Raw genomic sequence first — 22,712 nt, forward strand, 5'->3', positions numbered from 1 at the left:
CCCGGAAGGTGAATTCACCGCACACTATCATTACGATGCGCTGGGCAGGCGGATACGCAAAACTGTCGATTACCGCAACCGGGGAACGGAAACCACCCGTTTCCTGTGGCAGGGCTACCGCCTGCTGCAGGAGCAACGGGATAACGCCACCCGCCGTACCTGGAGTTATGACCCGGCCAGCCCGTGGGCACCGCTGGCTGCCATTGAGCAGGCGGGCAACGCACCGCAGGCCGATATTTACTGGCTGCACACCGACCTGAACAGCGCACCGCTGGAAGTCACCGATGCTGACGGTAACCTGCGCTGGTCCGGGCAGTACGACACCTTCGGGAAACTGCGCGGCCAGACACCCGGCAGTGCCGGGCTGCGCACCGGCGCGGCTTACGCCCAGCCCCTGCGTTTTGCCGGGCAGTGCCAGGATAATGAAAGCGGCCTGCACTATAATCTGTTCCGTTACTATGAACCGGAGGTGGGCCGGTTTACCACCCAGGACCCGATAGGGCTGGCCGGTGGCTGGAACCTGTATCAGTATGCGCCGAATCCATTAGGATGGATTGATGCACTTGGGCTTACTCTGACAAAACTGCAGGAACTGGTTAAGGAAGCGCACAGTTTACTCGACGAGTATGCTCAGAGTCGGAAAACCACAGCAATCGGCGTCGACAGCAGCGGGAAGTATCATATAGCATCAAGTGAACGGGTAGTACCTCCTGTGCAGCGTGAATGGGCTAAAGAAAATAATGTGAATGTTATTAGAGGGGACGGACATGCAGAGGAAACCATAATGAAAAATGTCCCTGGAGTGGAACATATTGATGCTTCAAGGCGGGTCTGTCTTGATTGTGAAGGATTAATGCACGAACATGGTGTGACAACAGATACACTGAAATCGGGCAAACGAAGCCGTAACAGGCTCAAAGGGTGTACTTGAGATGATTCTTGATAAATATACTTCACAGTTTATTGTCAGACTGAAAGGGCTTTCTGAAAGAGAAAAGGTCATTGTAGCTCTCTGTAACCTTTACCGGCAGTTACCCTGCGTAGAACAGTTTGATTCGTTTTATAACGAAAACCTGTCGGATGCATTCAGAGCAAGTTTGTCCTCCTTGACCGACTATCTCTCCGGAATCCCGGTAGATCTTTTAGGTGTAAACAAAATCGCCATGCTGGGGCCGGATAGTGATGAATACCCAGAACCTGAAGGAAGTATTGCGCAGAATGCTTTTGGTGCCTTGTATTATTTGTGCAAATATATTGGAAGCCGAAATGACGAAGATTTTCTTCAGTCGCTTGATAAGGCTTTTGAGAGCACAGATGTACTGAAATATGATGAAGGATCCGAAGAAGAAGAAAGTCATTATTTCAGTGAAGAAGCCCAGAACCTGGAAGATTTAATGGATAAGGTTACACAGAGCCCAATATCAACGGAAGAAAACATAAAAAACCTGCTGATCTATGCCCAAAAGAACAGTATCAAGAGATAAAAATATCTCCATGTACGTGACTGGGATGTCTTAGACAATAAACAATAACCTGCTTTAATTAAGTCAGGTAATACGACAAGAAAAGGAAATCTCTGTGGTGGACGATAAAATAAATCCAGTTAAATCATTAAATTATGATAATCCTGAAACGGTGACAGACACTCTACTTTATATTGCGTATAACGTAAAGGACATTCAATGGGCAGAGCAACAGTTAATAAAAATGGTGAATGTTCAAGATACTTGATATTAGTGGCCTTGCCCTGACGTGTTTAGGGCATACAGTAAGAATAAGTGGGAGAATAAGTAAAGAAATTGTAATTCCATTTTTAATGGATAAAGCTAACAGTGAAAATGAAGTAATATCATCAAGGGCGGGGATGCTCTTGATGATATTAATATGCTTACCTAGTTTACTATTGAGCTGAATATATCTTATTTAACCCGGCTCAGCTTATGTTTACCCGCACCAGTTGTTCCCGCAACACCTGTTACTGCGGGCTGTCCGGTCTCAGTATAATTAGGGCTGGCCGGTGGCTGGAACCTGTATCAGTATGCGCCGAATCCTTATACATGGGTCGATCCACTTGGATTGATGACCTTATATCGTGGAATGAGCCTTGATGAGTTTAATAGTCTGATGAGTGACGGTTGGAAAGCAGGTGAAGGAACGATGGAAGGGAAATGGTTCGCTGAATCCTATAAGGATGCTGTTACATGGGGAAATCGAATGGGGCATGGCGGTGAAACATTCAAAGTCGTTCAAGTTGAAGTTCCAGATAATGTAGCTAACAACATGCATATTGATCCACACCTGGATGGTATTGGCCCAGCAAGATATGCAGATCTCGAGGATCTCAATAATCACGGAAAGATTACGTGGAGCAAAGAAGTTAAAGCCAGAGGTAGCTGTTCATTTAAGTAAGAGGTGATTATGTACCCAGTAATTATAAAGTGGCTTTCAACCAGAGATGGGGGCAGAAAGACGATCCCCTCGTCAGGGAAATATTATGCCGTCTCACGTTTCCCCGAAGATTTAAAGTGGCAAAATAATGCATGGAGTGTTGTTTTTGACATTACAGCACAAAAAGGAAATAAAAACACTTTAACATCTCACGGCTTCGTGCATTTCCTTATGGATGAAGCCCCCAAGGAACGAATGAAAGAACACGACCACTTTGAGATATATGAAGGTCCAAAGAAGGTTGCTGATGTTTACTTGGTAAAAAATGGTTGAATATTAAACAATAAAATAGCATTCAGAATTATGTGGTAATCGTTTGGTTATTGACGAAGTAATGTAAAAAGCATTCTCCAATGGATCTGTCTGATAATAATGTCAAAAAATTGCCAGCGTGATTGAATTTCTATGAATAGGCATTTTTAGCTCTATCTAAAGAAGCACTTCGTCACCACACACTATCATTACGATGCCCTGGGCAGTCGGTAACCGGCGCGGGTCCGGGCAGTGCAGCACCCCAGGGAAACTGCACGGCCAGGCACCAGGTAAGAACAGAACACCCACTGGCCCGATTTACACACAACGCCAGAGTTATACCAGGATACTGACATTACCGTTTGGCTTTCGGGAAAGTAGTGTCTCATCATTCGCTGTTCTTCACGAAATCAGCACAGTAAGGATTAACGCCTTAATAATTCCCGCTCAATTCGCTCACGGGTTTCCACTGCCTGAAGAGGCATTTTCTCCGGGTAACCGAAGAGCGACGTAGTGATAATAGATTCACCACCAACGTTGAATTCGCGACTGGCGAAATTAGTTTCTCGCAATGTACTAAACAAGCTGTCAAAATCTACTTCACCTTCTCCCACACCAATATGCTGATGAATCGTGGCATTCACTCCTGGTGGATTCATAATATATCGGCAGTTAAGTGTATGGTTGTGAGTATCTGCTATCAGAACATGTGATAAATCATTACCCGCATATTTCAGCATACGTGCCACATCACCTTTACCTTTATCGTAAAAGAATCCATGGGGTGCACTGTATAAATATTTCACATTATCACTTCGTAATGATTGTACCATATCCACAGTTTCATCATTCAGTTCACAGAAATCCCATGGGTGAGACTGAATCTCTACACGAATACCTTCACGCTCAATAATGGGTAATAACTCTTCCATTGAGCGGTACCACATTTCCTCACAAATTTCCGGTTCATCTGGCGTACCAGATAACTCGGTATTAATCACTTGCACACCCATTTCCACCGCAATTTCAATCATGCGTTTCCAGTTTTTTACCGCTGCACGCCGGCGTTCTTCATCAGGGCCAGACCAGCGATAAACAACGATAAAAGACGAAATTTCCACACCATACTGACGCAAAGCGCGCTGGTACTCATTCATCGTATCGCGACTGGCTTTTGGGTGTTTATAAAATGGATTAATACGCGGATGAGGAGATTGCTCAATATATTTATATCCCCACTCTGAAACCTGCCGGACCATATCCGTAATTGGCAGTTCTTTAATCACATCAACGTCGAAAGCAATTTTCATATTTTCCTCACCAGAAAAACACAATAACATTCTGAAAACTAAAAAATTAATTTCCCGTCATAAAAATAACGCTAAGTTATTGCAGTAAGAGTGCGATACTGTTCCCAATTTGCCTTTCAATCTCAGCTTCATCCCAGGCTTCAAGTGTTGAAGAAAAGGGCTCAAAAGAATAAATACCTGTGTACCCCATTTCTTCCAGGCGGCGAACCTGTCGGCGATTCTCCATCACATCTTTTTCTGTCAACATGATACGTTCTTCATCTGTTAACTGATGCGTTGGACGTTTATCCTCCACACCTGACAAGTGAACCAGGCCGATACCATTAATATCAATGTTCGGGACAAACTCCTTCTCGGCATTTTCGTATAAATGATGATGGAATGTATCTAACACAATTTTAAAAGAAGAATGCGCCTCACGAATCAGATGCTGAGCGCCAACTGCTGAACGCAATGAACTGAAGGTAAAACCTAACGGTTCAACCAGGCCCTGAACGCCATAACCAGAGAATAATTCACTGAGTCTTTTTATTGCATCCAGTGTATTAGCTTCCGGAACTGGGGTCCCATCATTCAGTGGGCATAATACCAGGGCTTTTGCCCCAATACTCTGAGCATCATTCAGTAATTGCTTCGTTTTATCCAGCACATCGTCGGTGAGCTGATTAAACGGGTAGACAGCATTAATGGTAATGATCTCTTGTTGATATTTTTCTGCCAGTTCACGCACTTGTGCATAGCTCAGGTTGTCGCAAACTTTGCCACTGGGCATATCATTACGGAGTTCAACTTTATTAAACCCACAGCGCTGAACCAGACTGAAAAAACGTTCAAGCGATAAACCCGGTGCGATTTTACGGTTGATGCAGAATCTGCTTTTATCGATATTCATGCCATGCCTCACTAATTATTCATAATCCGACAGACCCAAGTCCATTATTCTGTAATGCCTTACACATCAAGAATAATGGACGTAATCTACCTTGATATCTTTCACCATTCTTTATCTATCCTGATAAAAAAAGGGGGATATTTAGTGAGGCACATCACATGCTAAACAGCGTCCTTGCTGATTCTTCGCCTGGGACTATTTCTCACCCGGCACCGTCAGAAAATGCACCAAAATTCCGCTCAACAGATACAGGGCTGCCATGGCATACATCACGGCAGCCGTGCCGAATCCGGCAAGCACAGATACCAGCGCAGGCCCAACAAAATTGCCCAGACCAGAACCAAAGTTGACGGCGGAGTTAGCAGCGCCTTTTTTATCCGGTGCCATCATGGGAACCAGCGGAGTCATGGGAACAAACCCGGCCAGCCCGGCACCCCACAGGCACATAGCCAGCATCAGGGCCAGGTAGTTATGCCCCCACATCATCGGTACCCAGTACACAATCAAGGTAGCAACACCCGTGAGGACACTGCCAAAGATCTGGATAGTGCGTCGGAAACCAATTTTGTCACCCAGCCAGCCAAAGATAATGTTGAACACCTGGTTGGAAATAAACGTGATCCCCCAAATACTTGCCCACTCCTCCAGGGAGAATTGTTTCCCTTGTAAAAACAGAGGGAGGACAACCACAAAACCATAAGTACCTAATCCATTGATAGTTTTGACAATCACGGCAAGGCCAATACGCGGGCGTTGATACATTATCGAGATACCGGCAGAGAGTTCCTGTAACACCGGTGTTGTACGGGGCTTGAGTTCAAAACGGTTCTTCTCCAGGAAGACCATAAATAGCACGCCGACCAGGGCGACCCCCATCCCGGACCAAATCACATTAACCTGGCCTAATGAGGGAATTAATGACGCAGCCAGCATAGGCCCCAGGATAGTGAACCCCAGGTTGTACACCACCCAAAACATTGACGTGCCAATCCCTTGCTGATGGCTGTCCAGCTGAATAGTCAGGCGGACCAGGAAGGCATAACACACCAGCGGATATCCGACACCACGCAACATGTAGGTCACCAGAATAGCCGTAAAATCATGCCCAGGAAGCGCAAACTTCAGGAACGCAACGGAGCCTATCAGGTAGACAGCAAATCCGGTAAGCATGACCTTTTTCGGCCCAAATACATCCACGCAGACCCCTGAAAGCCAGGACGTCACGGCGACCATAATGCCGTAACCGGCAAATATCTGGCCAATTTGTGCCTGATCAAAGCCCTGGGTATTAAGCCAGGCAGACAGCCAACTGTTTTCAATACAACCGCCAAGCATAAATAAGAACGTGCCAATATAGCTCCACATAAACTTTTTGGGTTTTATATAAAGCGAGGGAGAGACACTGAGTTGCATATCATTCATTGTAATAACCTCAACGTGTAGGGAAACCTTCCACATAACAATGCGGAAGGTTCATCGCTTATCAGAAATTAGTTAAAGAAATGTGCCCGTCGGTACTTTTATCGGTTTTCCTTGTTTTAAGGACTGCTGAGCAGCAATAGCAACACGCTGAGCCAGTAATGCATCTTCCCCAGTACACACGACGGGTTCATCATGTAAAATCGCCTGAATAAATAAATTTACTTCCGTTAAATATGCCGTGCGATAACGTACAGTAAAATCAGGAAGTGGATTTTTCATATGGCAATTATCTTTGTCATAATAGCGAACTGTTGATTCACTGACATTATCTGCGCAAGCCATACCTTCTGAGCCAAAAACTTCGACTCGTTGATCGTAACCGTACACAGCACGACGACTGTTATCAATTAATCCATAGCCGCCTTTTGCAAAGCTCAGCACAATCGCCAGGGTATCGACATCATCAATCTCCTGCAGTGTGGGGTCGATAAGCGTATTTCCCTTCACATACACTTCAGTGATTTCATCCTGCATAATGAAGCGCGCCATATCAAAATCATGCATCGTGAAGTCAAAAATAAGGCCACCGATACGTTTAATTAAATCATGGGGGAGCAAATCCGGGTCACGGGAAGATATTTTCACCATTTGTGGCTGCCCGATTTGCCCCTGGCAGACCATGTTGTGCAGCTCACGAAACTGGGGATCAAAGCGGCGGTTGAAGGCAATTTGTAATTTTACACCCTGCGCTTTTACTGCACGCAGTACATTCAGCGCAGCTTCTTCATCAATATCCATACTGAGTGGTTTTTCGCAGAAAATATGCTTCCCGGCTTTTGCCGCCGCAATGACAATTTCTTCATGCATGTCTGTTGATGTGAAAATAAACACCGCATCAATATCTTTTCTTGCTAATAAGTCATGGTAATTCTGGTAGGCGTGATGGATGTTCATTTTGCTGAGCCAGTCATCCATTTTATCTATAAAAAAATCAGAAACGGCAACGATATCCATTTCAGGAATATGTCTCATATTCTCAAAATGCATTTTCCCTACGCGGCCAAGACCAATAACACCACATCGAAGCTTTTTCATGTGTATCTCTCTTAATAAATTGAATTTTAAATTTAAGATAAAAACCACATGAAAGAACTCTTCCGTGTACAGCCAGAAGTTAACTTTCATCTGTGTTTTATCTTTTATTAAAGTGCCGTCCCTGGCATAAAAGAGAGAGAGCGCGTCTAGCGATTAATATTTACGGGCTTGATCTATTTTCTCCTGTACCATAGTGGCTACATCCTGAATATCCGAGTTTTCGGAGACCTGAGCAACACCGACACGCCACCAGCTCAAATACTTGTGGACCATCGTTTTCGGCAGCACTTTAATATCGATAAGCGTCGATACGGTTTGTTTACGAGCGTCTTCCAGCGCGGCTTCCAGTTGCTCCAGTGTTTGCACCCGGTAGGTCTTGCAACCATACCCCGCAGCAATCCCGGCAAAATCGACAGGTATCAATCCCCCTTCCTGTTTACCAGACTCTTCATGATGGAAACGAAATTCGGTAAAGAAACTGCTCATCCCGTGTTCCATTTGCAGGTTATTAATACAACCATTCGTCATGTTATCGAGCAAAATAACATTGATCTTTTTCCCCATCTGGATAGAGGTCACCAGCTCAGAGTGAAGCATCATAAATGACCCGTCGCCCAGGAAGCTGTACACTTCCCGTTCGGGGTTTGCCAGTTTTACCCCTAAGGCGGCATTGACTTCATAACCCATACAGGAGTAGCCATACTCAACATGGTAATCATTGCCACCCCGGCTTTGCCAAACACGCTGCAAGTCACCCGGCAGGCTCCCGGCAGCAGCCACCACAACAGCATTCTCCGGCAATGCCCGGTTCAACACCCCCAGAACCCGAGTCTGCGTCAACCATGAACGCGTGATCTGGTTGAACTCCGCATACACTTTGCGCACATCCATGCTGTCTTCAATTTCTGGTTTGAAAGCCTCCCCGGCATATTCCACTGCATAGACACGTTCCACTTCGTCATGATAACGGGCCCGTACTTCACGGATCTTATCGCCCCAGGACGCCTGGTAATGTTGTGTCTCCAGGCGGGTTTTCAGCATATCCAGAGAGACTCGCGCATCCCCCTGAACCTGCAAGCCATCCAGCTTAAATGCATCAAAACGGCTCACGTTAATATTGACATACTGCACATCGGGGTTATGGAAAATCCATTTTGAAGATGTCGTGAAATCGGTATAACGCGTGCCGACACCAATCACCAGATCCGCCTCTTCCGCCAGCAAATTCGCCGCCAGCGAACCAGTTTCACCAATTCCCCCCAGATTAAGGGCATGATCGGAGCTGATAGCCCCTTTACCCGCCTGGGTTTCGGCAAACGGAATGCGTAGTGCCTGGGCAAACGCCAGTAATGCTTCCTCTGCCTGAGAATATTTCACCCCACCACCGCAAATGATCATTGGGCGTTTATGGCGGCAGATCATCTCTACAGCATCAGCCAGCATACTTTCCGTCGGCGCATGACGTTCAAGCCGGTAGACACGGCGCTGGAAAAAGTATTCCGGGTAATCCCAGGCTTCCCCCTGAACATCCTGCGGCAGGCAAAGAGTAACCGCCCCGGTATCCGCCGGGTCAGTCAGCACACGCATGGCGCTGATACAGGCCGTCATTAATTGTTCAGGGCGGCTTACCCTGTCCCAATACCGGCTCACCGCACGGAAAGCATCATTAGTGCTGATGCTCAAATCATGTTCCTGTTCAACTTGTTGCAATACAGGGTCGGGCTGGCGGGTTGCATAAACGTCACCCGGCAACAGTAACAAAGGGATACGATTGGCTGTAGCCGTTGCGGCGGCGGTCAACATATTCGCCGCACCTGGGCCGACCGATGAGGTACAGGCATAGATCTGCTGGCGTAATTTTTGCCGGGCAAAACCTGTCGCAGCATGGGCCATTCCTTGCTCATTCCGTCCTTGATGCACACTCAGTTGGCCACAGTTCTCTTCCAGCGCTTGCCCCAGACCAACGACATTACCGTGCCCAAAAATGGCAAAAATACCTTTGACGAATTTTGTTTCCTTTCCGTCCACGTCGATGTACTGATTATCGAGAAAGCGCACCAGAGCCTGCGCCATGGTCAATCTGATTGTTTTCATGTACTCCACCTGCTTTTATCGGTCGTTTGGCTGATTTGACCAGCACCTGCCAGCATCAGCCCCGGAATCTCAAGAGAGACGTATCTTAGAATCAAACCTTCCGCTTTTGTGATTATATGGAATTTATATTTCATTTATGGGAAGAAGATCAAATAATAGTGATATAGCTCCATTTTTTAGGCTGTCAGTCACAAGAGTTGAAATGTATCTTTCATGTTTGTTCCAGTTAAAATAAAAAACAGTAAATTCAATGAGTTAATTCAATTCAACCTCACGTTATCGATGTAAACAGGATGTTGACAACACAGATATATGTGACGAACTTCAAATTAAAATAAAAAACATAATTTCTATTATTGTTGAAAATGAAATACTCAAACCTTACCATGATTGGAAATCACACCATCTTCTGACGAGGATATTGTCAATGGGCACATTACACACTGATGCTAAAAAAGCACTGGACGTCATCTGTCTGGGGCGAGTTGCTGTTGACCTGTATGGGCAACAAATAGGTTCACGGCTTGAAGACATGACGACCTTTGCGAAATATATTGGCGGTTCGTCAGGTAACGTGGCTTATGGGACTGCAATCCAGGGCTTACGTTCCGGCATGCTCGCACGCGTAGGCGATGAACATATGGGGCGATTCATTCGTGAAACATTAACTCGGGTAGGCGTCGATACCCAAAGTTTGATAACCGACAGAGATCGTCTGACAGCCCTGGTTATCCTGGGCATTAAAGATAAAGACACCTTCCCGCTGATTTTCTACCGCGACAACTGTGCGGATATGGCGCTGACTCCCGAAGATATTCGTGAAGATTACATTGCCTCTTCACGAGCACTGGCGATTACCGGGACGCATTTGTCGCACCCGAATACCCGAGCTGCAGTTTTAACTGCGCTGGAGTATGCCCAGAAACATGGTCTGCGCCGTGCGCTGGATATCGACTATCGCCCGGTATTGTGGGGCCTGACCACATTGGGAGATGGTGAAACACGCTTTATTGAATCAGAACAAGTCACACAACAATTGCAGGATGTACTGCATCACTTTGATTTAATTGTCGGAACCGAAGAAGAGTTTCATATCGCTGGCGGCAGCACAGATACACTGACCGCTCTGAAAGCAGTACGCCAACGGACTGCGGCCACGCTGGTCTGCAAACGCGGCGCGCTGGGGTGTTCCGTATTTGAAGGCGCTATTGCCGATGACTGGTCCCAGGTTGCGTTACACAGCGGTGTACGTGTCGACGTCCTGAATGTGCTGGGCGCCGGTGATGCCTTTATGTCAGGCCTGCTGCGCGGTTGGCTGAACGATGAAGGCTGGGAAACAGCGTGCCGCTATGCTAACGCTTGTGGTGCTCTGGTGGTTTCCCGCCACGCCTGCGCGCCCGCGATGCCGACCCGGTTGGAGCTGGATAATTATCTTGCCCGTGAACATTCTGTTCTCCGCCCGGATAAAGACAGCCAGCTTAACCATTTGCACCGTGTCACCACGCGTCAACAACAATGGCAGGAATTGTGTGTGTTCGCATTTGATCACCGCAAACAGTTGGTCGATATTGCCCATGAAGTCGGGGCGAATGAAGCACAACTACCGGCACTGAAGATGCTGCTTCTGGAAGGAGCAAGGAAAGCGGCAAAAGAAGCGGGGCTTAAGGACAACAGCGGTATTTTGGCCGACACCACATTTGGCCAGGATGCACTGAATGCCATTACAGGCGAAGGGTGGTGGATTGGGCGCCCCATTGAAATGCCCGGGTCTTATCCTTTGCGCCTCGAACACGGCAACATTGGCTCGCAGCTTATCGACTGGCCACTGGAGCATGTAGTGAAATGCCTGGTGTTCTACCACCCGAACGACCCACAAGCGCTGTGTGAAGAACAGGAAGCTCTGATCAGTGAAGTGTGGCAGGCTTGCTGCAAATCAGGCCATGAGTTGCTGCTGGAAATTATTCTGCCGCGGGATAATCCAGACCAGGATGAACGCCACTATGCCCGGATTGTCGAACGGTTTTATCAGTTGGGTATTCAGCCAGACTGGTGGAAACTGCCTTCTCAACAACCGGCCAGTTGGCAGGCGATAAGCCAGCTAATCGAGCACTACGATCCGCTTTGCCGGGGGATTGTCATTTTAGGCCTTGATGCGCCAGAAAAAGAACTGAAAGCGGGATTTGCTGCGGCGGCAGATTCCTCGTGGGTGAAAGGTTTTGCTGTGGGCAGAACCATTTTCTCAGAACCTTCCCGCCAGTGGCTGGCAGGCCAGCTTAACGACGAGCAACTGATTGATACGGTGAAACAAAAATACTGCACCCTAATCAATTACTGGCGAGAATACCGCCCGGCGCGTTGAGCGTAACTGAGCATAAAAGACCGCCTGACGCCTTACCCACACAGGTAAGGCGTCATCATCCCTCTACGAATTTATCCTCTACGAATTTCTCTGCTATGAATGTAACCGATACCTCTGAACCCATACATTCCCATGCCCTCTTTCGCATCAGTTTTGCGATGTTTTTAGCTTACCTCACAATTGGCATTCCACTGGTTACATTGCCGCTATTTGTCCACCAGCAGCTCCAGTTTAATGATGTATTGGTAGGTATTGCTGTTGGTAGCCAGTTTATTGCCACGCTCGTGACCCGAGGGGTAGCCGGCCGCAAAGCCGACATATTGGGGGGGCGCCGTACTGTTTGCCTGGGGCTAGTCTGTTGCTGCGCATCCGGGGCACTAATGCTGGGGAGTTCATTTGCGCTGGCAAACCCGTTGGTGTGTTACCTGTTATTGATTGTCGGGCGTATGGTGCTGGGGCTGGGCGAAAGCCTGATCCTTACCGGCAACCTCACATGGGGAATGTGGCTGGCCGGTGCGCCCCGGGCTGGAAAAGTGATCGCCTGGAATGGCATGGCGACATATGGCGCACTGGCGGCAGGTGGGCCACTGGGGCTGGCATTATATCACCATTCGGGTTTGCCCATGATGGCGCTGATCACGCTGGTGCTGCCACTGGGTGCCTGGTGTGTTATGAACGGCATCCCGGAGAATGTCCCCGGGAAACGTATGCGTGCGCCGGTACGACATGTTATCAGCCTGATTTGGCGCCCCGGTGTAGGGCTGGTTTTACAGGGCATTGGTTTTGCTTCCCTGAGTGCCTTTGCCGTGCTTTATTTCACTGAACGCCAGTGGAATTATGCCGGATTTGCAATGACGCTGTTTGGGTGTGCCTTTATTGTTACCCGTCTGTTTTTCGGCCATATGCCGGACCGTTATGGAGGTGTCCGCATTGCCACTCTTTCATTATTAACTGAAAGCGTCGGTTTACTGCTGCTCTGGTCGGCGCCCATTCCGGCCATCGCACTGGCAGGCGCTGCACTCACCGGGTGTGGTTGTTCTCTTATGTTCCCATCACTGGGTGTTGAGGTTGTACGCCGCGTTCCCGACGAAATTCGGGGCACCGCGCTGGGAATTTGGTCAGCATTTCAGGATTTGGCTTACGGCCTTACCGCGCCTTTGGCAGGATTGATAACCCCGCTTATGGGTTACCGTCAGGTCTTTCTTATCGCCGCGGCCTGCGCATTGCTGGGCGCGGCGTCATTAACTCACTTACTGCGTCAACGTTAGCGTGTCATTACAACGGCTGGAGAAACGGGTGTGTTTTCATCGCACCCGTTTTAAACACATCCCTGGCAGGCATTTGCCAGTAACCGGGGTTAAATAACTCCAGCGAGCAAACCCCTTGATACCCCATTTGCACCAGTTCCCGGGTAATAGCATGCAGTGGAATCACCCCATTCCCCGGGAACACTCGGTGGCAATGGTCGAGTTGTTCAACCGGTAAATCATCTGCATCATCAATGTGATATACAAAAATTTTCTCTACCGGCACCTGGCGTAAACACCCTGGCTCCTGCCACTGATCATGCAGGTATAAATTGAACGCATCAATCACCAGCCCCACATTTCCCCGGTCTGCCCTGTCGACGATATCCATTGCCATCACCAGGCTGGGGACACAACATCCAGCAGAGCCAATAGGTTCAAACGCCACCCGCATTCCGTGTTCACCAGCAATATCGGACAGTTCACGCAGGCGCTTCACGGAGTCTGCGATGACATCCCTGATTGACCAGTGCTGTCCTGCCCGAATCGTCGGCACCGCCACCATGCAATCACCGCCGACAGCATCATGTGCCGCGCAGGCTAATGCCATATCTTCACGAATCGACGACCAGCGCGTTGCATCGCAGAAAGTAATATCCTCCAGGGAGTTAAACCCCCAGGGCTGCACATGCCGGGTGGCAAAATTATCCGCCAGCGCTGACAGGCTTTTGTGCGCCAGCCAGCCGCGCAGCATATCAAGGCGGATTTCGATAAAATCATAACCGCACTCTTCTGCCAGTTGCACATCTACCGCCAGGGTGGAGTTTTTCATGCAGGTTGCTTCATTAATGCCGAGCTTCATGCGTTATTCTCCTGTTTCATGCCATACCAGCGTGGATGCGCCATTCGCCGGAAGCGTCAATGCGGTCTCTTTATCATCAATCACGACCCGGCAGGTTTTTTCACAGGCATCGCGGTTATAAACAACCAGGACATGCCCTCCATCCGGATTAGCAAAAGCGACCTCTTCAAGACTGGCATCGAAGGAAGAAGAGAGCGTCACTCTGGCACCTGGCTGCACATAGCGACAGAAATGGCCAATGCCATACCATGAGTGGTTCCGTTTCAGCGTATCCGTCTTGCTGTCGTACTGGACAGGCGCTTCACACAAGTTCCCCTGGTGATTCGGGCCGCCTTCACTGTTCAGTAGCAAGTTCCAGTCAATAAACCCTGTACAACCTGCTTTAAAATTCCCCACCATATCATGCAGATAAGTGTGCCAGTGGCGGATCCCGACATTATCGCCAGTCTCCATCGGGACACACCCTTCAGAGAACAGCAGCTTTTTATCTGGCAAGCACTGGGATAAATACTGCACCTGGGCAAAATGGTCCCCGGTATACCAGTGGAACGCCATTCCATTGATACCGTTGATATTCTCTTCACGGGAAAACGCCTGTTCAGCCCAGTCCACTAAACCGTCTTTATCATGATCCCAGATATAAATTTCCATATCGCCCATCCCCTGCTCTTCCAGTAAAGGGCGCAGGTAATTGACGGCAAAAGAGGTTTCCTCTTCAACACTGTAGAGGCAAGAATCCCAGGTTTTCACCGCCACAGGTTCGTTCTGGATGGATAAATACTGGATTCGGATGCCATAACGGCGATAAGTCAGTAAATACTGAATTATCAACTGAGCAAAATCCGCATAGTATTCTGAACGCAGTTTTCCCCCACCATTCATGTCATTATTCGTTTTCATGCATGCTGGAGGGCTCCACGGCGAGGCCATTAATGCCATTTGTGGGTTTATACACAGCGCATCTGAAATTAACGGGATCAAATGTTCTTTATCGCGGGTAAAATCCAGTTTCCCCTGTTTTATATCCTCAACAGAGGAAATATATTCGTAGTTACTCAGTGAGAAATCGCAACTCTGAATAGGCATCCGCGCAAGGGAATAATGGTGTTCTTGTTCAGAGAAATACCAGTGCAGGAACGTACTTTTTGCCGTATCCGTCATGCTGTTGTACACCACACCCGCACCTTCAGTAAAACTGCCGCCAAAACCATCTATCCGCTGAAGTTTATGCCGGGGAAACACTTTTATCATGTTACTGCATTGAGGCTCTCTGGGCGCAAATGAAGCCGTGGTTTCGACAAGAAACCGCTCCCTGTGCGGATCGGAAGTGAAGATTTTGCCTTTCATAGTGGAGTTCTCAGCCAGAATAAAAAAAGATGGGCCGCAGCCCATCTTTGAACAGAGGGATTATTTATAGAAGTCAGGTTTGACAGGCAGTTCGATAATTTCGGTATTGCCTGTTTGCTGTGATTTCACGCAGGCATCTGCAGTAACCGCAGCCAGGTAGCCGTCCCAGGAGTTCGGGCCTGCCGGTGCTTTACCTGCATTCAGGCGGTCAAAGAAGTCCTGGAATTCAATGTCATAGGCTTCGATAAAGCGTTGTTTCCAGTCAACCAAAATATCTGTGCTGTATTTCGCGCCTTTACGAACAGCCGCGCTGGCAACTGTCGGCAATTCAGCCAAACCTTTTTCACCGGAAACGTCGCAATGAATGTCGTAGCCATACTGGCAGTTAACAAAGACTTCAACCACGATATTGATACCAGAAGTGGTTTCCATCACTACCAGTTGCGGGTCGCGCAGGGTGTTGACCAGGCTGGACTGACGAGGGAAATACACTTTAACCGTTTTATAGTCTTCATCCAGCAACCAGTGCATCACGTCAATTTCATGAATCAGAGTTTCATAAATAGCCTGTGGCGTTTTATAACCTTCAACCGTGTGAGCATTGTAGTGGCGGCCATGCACCATCAACGGCTGGCCAATTTCACCGCTATCAATGATGTTTTTCAGTTGTACATAGCCCTTGTCATAACGGCGCATAAAGCCAATTTGCACCATACGGCGGCCATTTTCACGTTCTGCAGCAATCACGCGCATACAATCTTCGGCGGTAACAGCCAGCGGTTTTTCACAGAAGACATATTTCTGTGCTTTCAGTGCAGCCACAGCCACATCAGCGTGCGCTTCATTGGACGCGGTGATAACGACCACTTCTACTTCTTTATCATTGATAAGGTCATGGTAATCGTTGTAGTTTTTCGCCTGGATACCATGTTGATCAAGAGCTTTTTGCGCTTTACCGGCAACGATATCGCACACAGCCACCACTTCCACGCCAGAAACGGTGTTTGCCAGGCGACGTAAATGATCAGAACCGATTTGGCCGATGCCAACAATACCTGCTTTTAATGTCATGATAGTGTTCCTTATTTAGTAATCAGAGATAAGCTTTGAGTAATTCATCAATATTTTTCTTACCCATCAATGCATATTCCAGGGGATTATGCTTTTTCGGGTCTTGCTCGGCTTCAACCACAATCCAGCCGCTATATTGATGGTCAACCAGAAACGCCAGTACTGATTTGAAATCAATATTTCCATCACCAGGTACGGTAAACACACCCTCAAGGAAGGAATTTAAAAATGATTTATTAGCAGCACGGCAGATTTTCAGTTGTGCATCACGCACATCTTTAAAGTGGACGTGTTTAATACGGGAAATATGTTTTTTCAGCAGAGGCATAACATCCCCTTCAGAAACATAAGCATGTCCAGTATCAAACAGGAGATGAACATATTCTGGGTTGGTATTTTCCATTAACCGGTCAACTTCAGGTAATGTCTGAACACCAGTCCCCATATGGTGGTGGTAGCACAGTTTTAAATGATGTTTATTGGCAATCTTGCCTAACTCATTCAGGCCGCTGCACAGTACATGCCATTCGTCATCGTTGTACACAGGTTTATCTGAATAAACCGTACGGTCGATAATCCCCTGAACACTGTATGTTTGTTCAGAAACAACGGCGACATAAGCCCCCACTTTTTCTAAATAGGCGCAATGTGCTTCAAACGCTTCTTTCGCTGCCGCGACACCATCACGAATAATGAACGAGGAGAACCATTGACCCGGGATCTCCAGGCCACGCATCGCCAGCTCCTTGTTCAGTTCATCCGCATCCTGCGGGTAACAGCCACCCACTTCGGTACCAGAAAAACCCGCGAGTTTGGCATCGCTTAAAATTTGTTTGTAGGTGTTTTCTTTACCAATCTCAGGGATATCGTCATTGCGCCAACCAATAGGCGCGATACCTAACTTAATGTTATCTCTTACATTATACATTTCACTGGCTCCTGCTATACCTGCTATAGATGAGTCTGGCAAATGAACATTGTTCAGACGACTACGGTTTCGATAGGGATATGCTACGTTTTTGGCAGTGAAAAACTTGATGTTTCTTGTAGTCAAAAAAGAGAGAAAGCGCGTGTTACATCACAATTTAAATTGAGGTGTTTAATGATATTGTTTTTATAAAACACTCATCAGAAAAACCTTATAAAAAACAAATAAAAAAGGCCGCTTTCGCGGCCATAAAAAACAAAAAAACCAGACAATCAACTCTCAAAAAATAGATAATTCGCTTTCCTGTAATCTTTACGGTACTGTCCAGGTGTTTTACCAACTTTATTTTTAAAGTAGTTCTGAAAGTGACTGAGATTACTAAAACCGACACGATAAGCAATCGATGTTATTTTCTCCCGACCACCTTCATCTGTTGTCAACAGAGACTGAGCCTCACCCAAACGTCGCTTAATTAAATAGTCCATTGGAGAGTAACCATACCGCCGCTTAAATTCATGAGAAACGTAACAAGGGCTGACATTGAACCTGTCAGCCAGCGTTTCCAGCCGAATAGGCTCATAAAAATTACGGTCAATATAATTTTTTATCGAATCCAACAAACTTTCATCACGCTGAATATAATCCTCAGCAGAACGTAACAGTACATTACCCTCAATATAGGTCATCAACACACGGGTTAATAATTGTGCCATCATGGGGCCATTAACCATCCTCTGGTTAATCATAGTAAAAATAGTCCCCATCATTTTTTCCATTGTTTCAAAATGATGATATAATGGAAAAACAGGCACCACATCATCCGGAATTAATGCATTGTCGCGCAGTCCGGGACAGAAAACATTATTAATCCCGCAACAAATAGTGCCAATCGGCCGCCCACTTTCCAGGTATTCATCATGCACCACCTGGCTATTGTAAATGACCAAATCACCTTTTCGAACAGGGTAAATTCGGTCACCGATAAAATACTCGCCTTCCCCTTCGGTAATCAGGATAAGTTCAACCGTACAAGGGTGCATATGCATAAAACGGACAAACGGCCCGTTGCTCTCGCTGACCTGGCTCACATAAGCCAGTTGAGGCAGGGTCTTATTTTCTCGCTGTGAGGGACAGAAACACAAACGCATTTTACTCCTCCACTACTACGCCGACGGGCAAGGTTACTGATTAACGCATTCGGCCGGATTATCCAGCACAGCAACATCATTCTGGCTCAAATGCAGTGATGTCGCTTTCACAAAGCTGTCGATATGCGCAAGTGTTGTTCCACTTGCAATGGGTGCCGTCACCCCGGTGCGCTGCATCAACCAGGCCAGTGCCACTTCAGCCGGCGTCGCCTGATGCGCCTGTGCAACGCTATCAAGAGCATTCAGAATAGCCAGACCACGCGGGTTGAGGTAATCCACCACTTTAGCAGAACGCCCGCCTTCCCCCAGATCTGCCGTGCGGCGATACTTCCCTGACAGGAACCCGGACGCCAGACTGTAATAAGTCACGACGCCGATGTTCTCTTTAACACACAACGCTGACAGGTCGCCTTCAAACCCAGCACGGTCATACAGATTGTATTCAGGTTGCAACACCTGGTAGCGGGTCAGGTGGTTTTCATCGGCACTGTGCAGCGCATCCGCGAGCTGCGTCGCATTCAGATTTGATGCCCCTGTTGCACGGATTTTCCCGGCCTGTAACAATTGCTCATAGGCACGTAATGTTTCTTCATAAGGCGTTTCGCTGTCTGGCCAGTGCGAAAAATAGAGATCGATGTAATCCGTGTTAAGCCGACGCAGTGAGTCTTCAACCGCGCGGGCAATCCAGCGGGCGCTGAGGCCTTTGCACTCAGGAGCCCCCATGTCCGAACCCACTTTCGTAAATATCGTCATTTTATCCCGTGCACCGGGATGCAGTTTCAGGTAGCGGCCAATAATCGTTTCAGATTCACCGCCGCGATTCCCCGGAGCCCAGGCAGAGTAAACATCCGCTGTATCAATTGCGTTAAACCCACGCTCAAGTAAACCCGCAATCAAACGCAAACTATCTGTTTCATTTACCGTCCAGCCAAACACGTTGCCGCCGAACACCAGGGGTGGGATAGAAAGCCCGGTATTACCTAAAGGACGTAACTGCATAGTTTTAACCTTTTCAAGGGATAACGTTACCGTTTCGCATCATGCACGCACTTGTCTTCATCCATGATGCCCACAAAGGAAGAACAATCTCACGTGACAGTCATTTTGAATTTTTATACCACTCATAATGAAATAAAAATGCTAACCAGATCATAATTTTTTCCCGTGGAAATGATGCGAATTTTTCTACCATTTAGGAAAACACGAAAAATAATGAATAAATTCATTTATTTAATTATGGACGGTGTTTGATTTTTGACGAGTTATCCACGTTATGTGATCCACATAAAAACAAATTAAAATTCCATAAAATTTGATTTGAAATTTTTAGTTCAAAATTTTACAGTAATCCCGCATACGTTTTAGTCTGGTTGATAACGCACTTACCCCGAAGTCAATCACCCTGAACGTCGTCAAATCACAGTTCAGAAGGGACATACAGATGGAAACAGTCGGTAATTTTATTAATGGTAAAATCACGTTAAGCACCAGCGGTGAAACGCTGCCCGTGACGAATCCTGCCACCGGTGAAATCATTCGCCAGGTGACCCAGAGCACCCAACAAGAAATGCTTGAGGCAATCAGTTGCGCTCATCAGGCTTTTCCCGCGTGGAGTAAGATGCCTGCACTGCGCCGCGCACGTATTCTGTTTCAGTTCAAAGCCCTGCTTGAACAACACCGCGACGAACTGGCAGCATTGATCGTCAGTGAACACGGTAAAGTCTGGTCTGATGCACAGGGTGAAATTACCCGCGGCCTGGAAGTGGTCGAATTTGCCTGCGGCATACCTCACCTGAGTAAAGGGGAATACTCATACAGCGTGGGGACTGGCGTAGACAGCTTCTCCCTAATGCAACCACTGGGTGTCGTAGCAGGCATTACACCGTTCAATTTCCCGGCAATGGTGCCCATGTGGATGTTCCCTATCGCGCTGGCCTGCGGTAATACCTTCGTACTGAAACCCCCCGCTCCCGTCCCGTCAGCGTCATTACGTCTGGCTCAGTTACTTCAGGAGGCGGGATTGCCTGATGGTGTGTTCAATCTGGTTCATTGTGGTAACGATGCGGCCAGTTTGCTGACCAGCGATCCACGGGTTCAGGCCGTCAGCTTTGTAGGATCGTCAGGTGTGGCACAGCATATTTACGCTTCAGCAAGTGCAAATGGCAAACGTGTTCAGGCCTTTGGCGCAGCGAAAAACCACGCGATCGTTATGCCGGATGCCGATCTGGACGCAACAGTGAATGCCATCATGGGTGGTGCTTTCGGTTCTGCAGGTGAACGTTGCATGGCATTGCCGGTTGTTGTCGCTGTTGGCGATGAAACGGCTGACCGTTTAATCGAACGTCTTAAACCTTTAATTAGTGGCTTGCGTATTGGCCCCGGTGATATCCGTGGTGCCGAAGAAAATGAAATGGGGCCGGTCGTCACCCACGCACATCAGCAAAAAGTGTTGGGCTACATCAATAAAGGTGTTGAAGAAGGTGCGACACTGGTCATGGATGGGCGCAATTGCAAAGTCCCCGGCTGCCCGAATGGGTTCTTTGTCGGCGGAACGCTGTTTGACAATGTCACGACAGACATGACTATCTGGCGTGAAGAGATCTTTGGGCCGGTGCTGGGCATTATTCGGGTTCCTGATTATGAAACAGCTATCAGTACGGTCAATGCCCATGAATTCGGCAACGGCAGCGTCATTTTCACCACCAACGGCCACTATGCGCGTGAATTTGTGCAAACAGTTGAAGCCGGGATGGTAGGTGTCAATATTCCCGTTCCAGTGCCTGTCGCCTTCCACTCTTTCGGTGGCTGGAAACGTTCTATTTTCGGTGCGCTCAATGTGCATGGGCCGGATGGCGTTCGTTTCTACACCCGAATGAAAACGGTCACAACCCGCTGGCCAAATGGCCAACAGATTGTCTCTGAATTTAGTATGCCGACACTGGGTTAACGGCCAAACCAGGAAAGGAGAATAAGATGTCCATGTTGCTGAGTAAGCGCACCGCGGCTACGGGTCATGTTCAACATATTACACCGCAGAATGCTGGCTGGGACTTTGTCGGCTTTGATGTCTGGCACTTGAAGGCCGGGGAAGTCGTTACGCTGCTGGCCGACAAACTGGAGCGCTGCCTGGTACTGGTTTCCGGTATCGCCAGTGTTAAAACAGCTGACCATCATTACCAACAGATTGGTCAGCGTATGAGCCCGTTTGAAAAGATCCCCGCATGGTCGGTCTACCTGCCGCACCATACGGCGGCCAGAGTCACTGCCGAAACGGATCTGGAACTGGCCGTTTGTAGCGCGCCTGGTCAGGGGGACCTGCCTGTTCGCCTGATAGCACCAGAAGATGTTGGTGTTGAGCACCGCGGTAAGGGGCGCAATCAGCGACTGGTACATAACATCCTGCCTGATGATAAACCGGCAGATAGTCTGCTTGTTGTTGAGGTATACACCAACGAAGGGGATACCAGCTCATGGCCAGCCCATAAGCATGATACCCATAAGGAAGGCCAGGAAACCTATCTGGAAGAAACGTATTACCACCGTTTCAATCCAGCACAAGGATTCTGCCTACAACGTGTCTATACCGATGACCGTAGCCTGGATGAGTGCATGGCCGTATACGATGGCGATGTCGTGAAAGTGCCGCGGGGCTATCACCCAGTGGCAACTATCGCCGGATACGACAATTACTACCTGAATGTAATGGCAGGGCCGGTGCGTAAATGGCAGTTTACCTGGGAAAAAGACCATGCGTGGATCAATACGCCTGAGTACCCCCGGTAACCGGTCAGCGATGACGATGATGTAACACTGATAAAAACTACCTCGGTAGTCTTGCCGGTTGCCAGTGGCAACCGGCTTTTTTATATCTGCGGTATCTCTCTACTTCTTGTCTCTGCACATTTTTCCATGCATCCCCCAGGCAGGGGGGCTCTTGCGGTGCGCCTTGTCATGCGGCTGGTCTTTATGTGCACCCGAATCTGCTGTCTCCGTTCATCGCAGCACCAGCACGCGCCATAAACCAGCACTTTATTCCCTGCTTCCTGCGCCCACACACAATCAATACTCGCCGCCGGGTCGAACAAGAGCGCGTACGAGCGACGGCACGGGTCAACAACCGTGGCTGAACTGGGCCCCGTCAGCCGGGAAACCAGAACCACCAGTAGCGAATTGCGGGACATTCCAGGCAGTGAGGATGGTTGTGGCGATAGTTATGGTGATAGTAGATGAATAATCA

20 protein-coding genes are annotated in these 22,712 nt (G+C 48.0%); 9 read left to right on the forward strand and 11 right to left on the reverse strand.

All coding sequences use genetic code 11. From position 1 onward, the window contains the following. The 5 genes from DT73_RS26980 to DT73_RS04540 form a co-directional block, all read left to right on the forward strand. A partial coding sequence (locus DT73_RS26980) for an RHS repeat-associated core domain-containing protein (RefSeq protein ID WP_304413344.1) occupies positions 1–931 on the forward strand: 931 nt, incomplete at its 5' end. Between the two features lies 1 nt (position 932). Next, positions 933–1,484 carry a hypothetical protein gene (locus tag DT73_RS04525; RefSeq protein ID WP_036104568.1) on the forward strand — a complete coding sequence of 184 codons (552 nt, stop codon included), beginning with the start codon at positions 933–935 and terminating at the stop codon, positions 1,482–1,484. A 94-nt stretch (positions 1,485–1,578) separates the two neighbouring features. Next, the gene (locus DT73_RS26700) at positions 1,579–1,731 is read left to right on the forward strand and encodes a hypothetical protein (RefSeq protein WP_235234420.1); all 153 of its coding nucleotides are present in this window, start codon (positions 1,579–1,581) and stop codon (positions 1,729–1,731) included. A 348-nt stretch (positions 1,732–2,079) separates the two neighbouring features. Continuing rightward, positions 2,080–2,409 (forward strand): hypothetical protein, encoded by a 330-nt coding sequence (locus DT73_RS04535; RefSeq protein ID WP_152552482.1) that lies wholly within the window; start codon positions 2,080–2,082, stop codon positions 2,407–2,409. A gap of 9 nt (positions 2,410–2,418) precedes the next feature. After that, the gene (locus tag DT73_RS04540) at positions 2,419–2,721 is read left to right on the forward strand and encodes a hypothetical protein (protein WP_036104575.1); all 303 of its coding nucleotides are present in this window, start codon (positions 2,419–2,421) and stop codon (positions 2,719–2,721) included. A gap of 404 nt (positions 2,722–3,125) precedes the next feature. Here the strand turns inward: DT73_RS04540 and iolH are convergent, their stop codons facing one another. The 5 genes from iolH to iolD all read right to left on the reverse strand — a co-directional run bounded on the left by iolH (position 3,126) and on the right by iolD (position 9,513). Continuing rightward, positions 3,126–4,010, reverse strand: coding sequence for a sugar phosphate isomerase/epimerase IolH (gene iolH, locus DT73_RS04545; RefSeq protein WP_036104578.1), 885 nt, complete (start codon positions 4,008–4,010; stop codon positions 3,126–3,128). A 76-nt stretch (positions 4,011–4,086) separates the two neighbouring features. Next, positions 4,087–4,902, reverse strand: coding sequence for a TIM barrel protein (locus tag DT73_RS04550; protein ID WP_036104582.1), 816 nt, complete (start codon positions 4,900–4,902; stop codon positions 4,087–4,089). Between the two features lie 195 nt (positions 4,903–5,097). Further along, positions 5,098–6,324: an MFS transporter gene (locus DT73_RS04555; RefSeq protein WP_036104585.1), complete on the reverse strand. Its 1,227-nt coding sequence runs from the start codon at positions 6,322–6,324 to the stop codon at positions 5,098–5,100. 72 nt (positions 6,325–6,396) lie between these two features. Further along, entirely contained in the window at positions 6,397–7,419 is a 1,023-nt protein-coding gene (iolG, locus tag DT73_RS04560; protein ID WP_036105092.1) for an inositol 2-dehydrogenase, read from the reverse strand. Positions 7,420–7,572: 153 nt separating this feature from the next. Next, complete coding sequence (gene iolD, locus DT73_RS04565) at positions 7,573–9,513, reverse strand: 3D-(3,5/4)-trihydroxycyclohexane-1,2-dione acylhydrolase (decyclizing) (RefSeq protein WP_036104588.1); 1,941 nt, start codon at positions 9,511–9,513, stop codon at positions 7,573–7,575. A gap of 427 nt (positions 9,514–9,940) precedes the next feature. On the opposite strand from iolD, the gene iolC reads away from it, so the two are divergent. After that, complete coding sequence (gene iolC, locus DT73_RS04570; RefSeq protein WP_036104591.1) at positions 9,941–11,872, forward strand: 5-dehydro-2-deoxygluconokinase; 1,932 nt, start codon at positions 9,941–9,943, stop codon at positions 11,870–11,872. Between the two features lie 95 nt (positions 11,873–11,967). Then, positions 11,968–13,140, forward strand: coding sequence for an MFS transporter (locus DT73_RS04575; RefSeq protein ID WP_036104595.1), 1,173 nt, complete (start codon positions 11,968–11,970; stop codon positions 13,138–13,140). A 7-nt stretch (positions 13,141–13,147) separates the two neighbouring features. On the opposite strand, the gene DT73_RS04580 is transcribed toward DT73_RS04575, so the two are convergent. The 6 genes from DT73_RS04580 to DT73_RS04605 all read right to left on the reverse strand — a co-directional run bounded on the left by DT73_RS04580 (position 13,148) and on the right by DT73_RS04605 (position 19,474). Continuing rightward, positions 13,148–13,981, reverse strand: coding sequence for a sugar phosphate isomerase/epimerase (locus DT73_RS04580; protein ID WP_036104598.1), 834 nt, complete (start codon positions 13,979–13,981; stop codon positions 13,148–13,150). A 3-nt stretch (positions 13,982–13,984) separates the two neighbouring features. Beyond that, positions 13,985–15,232, reverse strand: coding sequence for a glycoside hydrolase family 30 beta sandwich domain-containing protein (locus DT73_RS04585; protein ID WP_304413345.1), 1,248 nt, complete (start codon positions 15,230–15,232; stop codon positions 13,985–13,987). A 156-nt stretch (positions 15,233–15,388) separates the two neighbouring features. After that, the gene (gene iolG1 / locus DT73_RS04590; RefSeq protein WP_036104600.1) at positions 15,389–16,399 is read right to left on the reverse strand and encodes an inositol 2-dehydrogenase IolG1; all 1,011 of its coding nucleotides are present in this window, start codon (positions 16,397–16,399) and stop codon (positions 15,389–15,391) included. Between the two features lie 22 nt (positions 16,400–16,421). Next, the gene (gene iolE, locus DT73_RS04595) at positions 16,422–17,327 is read right to left on the reverse strand and encodes a myo-inosose-2 dehydratase (protein WP_036104602.1); all 906 of its coding nucleotides are present in this window, start codon (positions 17,325–17,327) and stop codon (positions 16,422–16,424) included. Positions 17,328–17,599: 272 nt separating this feature from the next. After that, complete coding sequence (reiD, locus tag DT73_RS04600; protein ID WP_152552488.1) at positions 17,600–18,424, reverse strand: myo-inositol utilization transcriptional regulator ReiD; 825 nt, start codon at positions 18,422–18,424, stop codon at positions 17,600–17,602. An 84-nt stretch (positions 18,425–18,508) separates the two neighbouring features. Continuing rightward, positions 18,509–19,474, reverse strand: a complete 966-nt coding sequence (locus tag DT73_RS04605) for an aldo/keto reductase (protein WP_036104605.1) — start codon at positions 19,472–19,474, stop codon at positions 18,509–18,511. 442 nt (positions 19,475–19,916) lie between these two features. On the opposite strand from DT73_RS04605, the gene DT73_RS04610 reads away from it, so the two are divergent. Further along, positions 19,917–21,422 (forward strand): CoA-acylating methylmalonate-semialdehyde dehydrogenase, encoded by a 1,506-nt coding sequence (locus DT73_RS04610; protein WP_036104608.1) that lies wholly within the window; start codon positions 19,917–19,919, stop codon positions 21,420–21,422. A 26-nt stretch (positions 21,423–21,448) separates the two neighbouring features. Then, positions 21,449–22,258, forward strand: a complete 810-nt coding sequence (gene iolB, locus DT73_RS04615) for a 5-deoxy-glucuronate isomerase (protein WP_036104609.1) — start codon at positions 21,449–21,451, stop codon at positions 22,256–22,258. Positions 22,259–22,712: the final 454 nt, after the last annotated feature.

The organism is Mangrovibacter sp. MFB070, from assembly GCF_000705335.1.
Taxonomy (GTDB): domain Bacteria; phylum Pseudomonadota; class Gammaproteobacteria; order Enterobacterales; family Enterobacteriaceae; genus Mangrovibacter; species Mangrovibacter plantisponsor.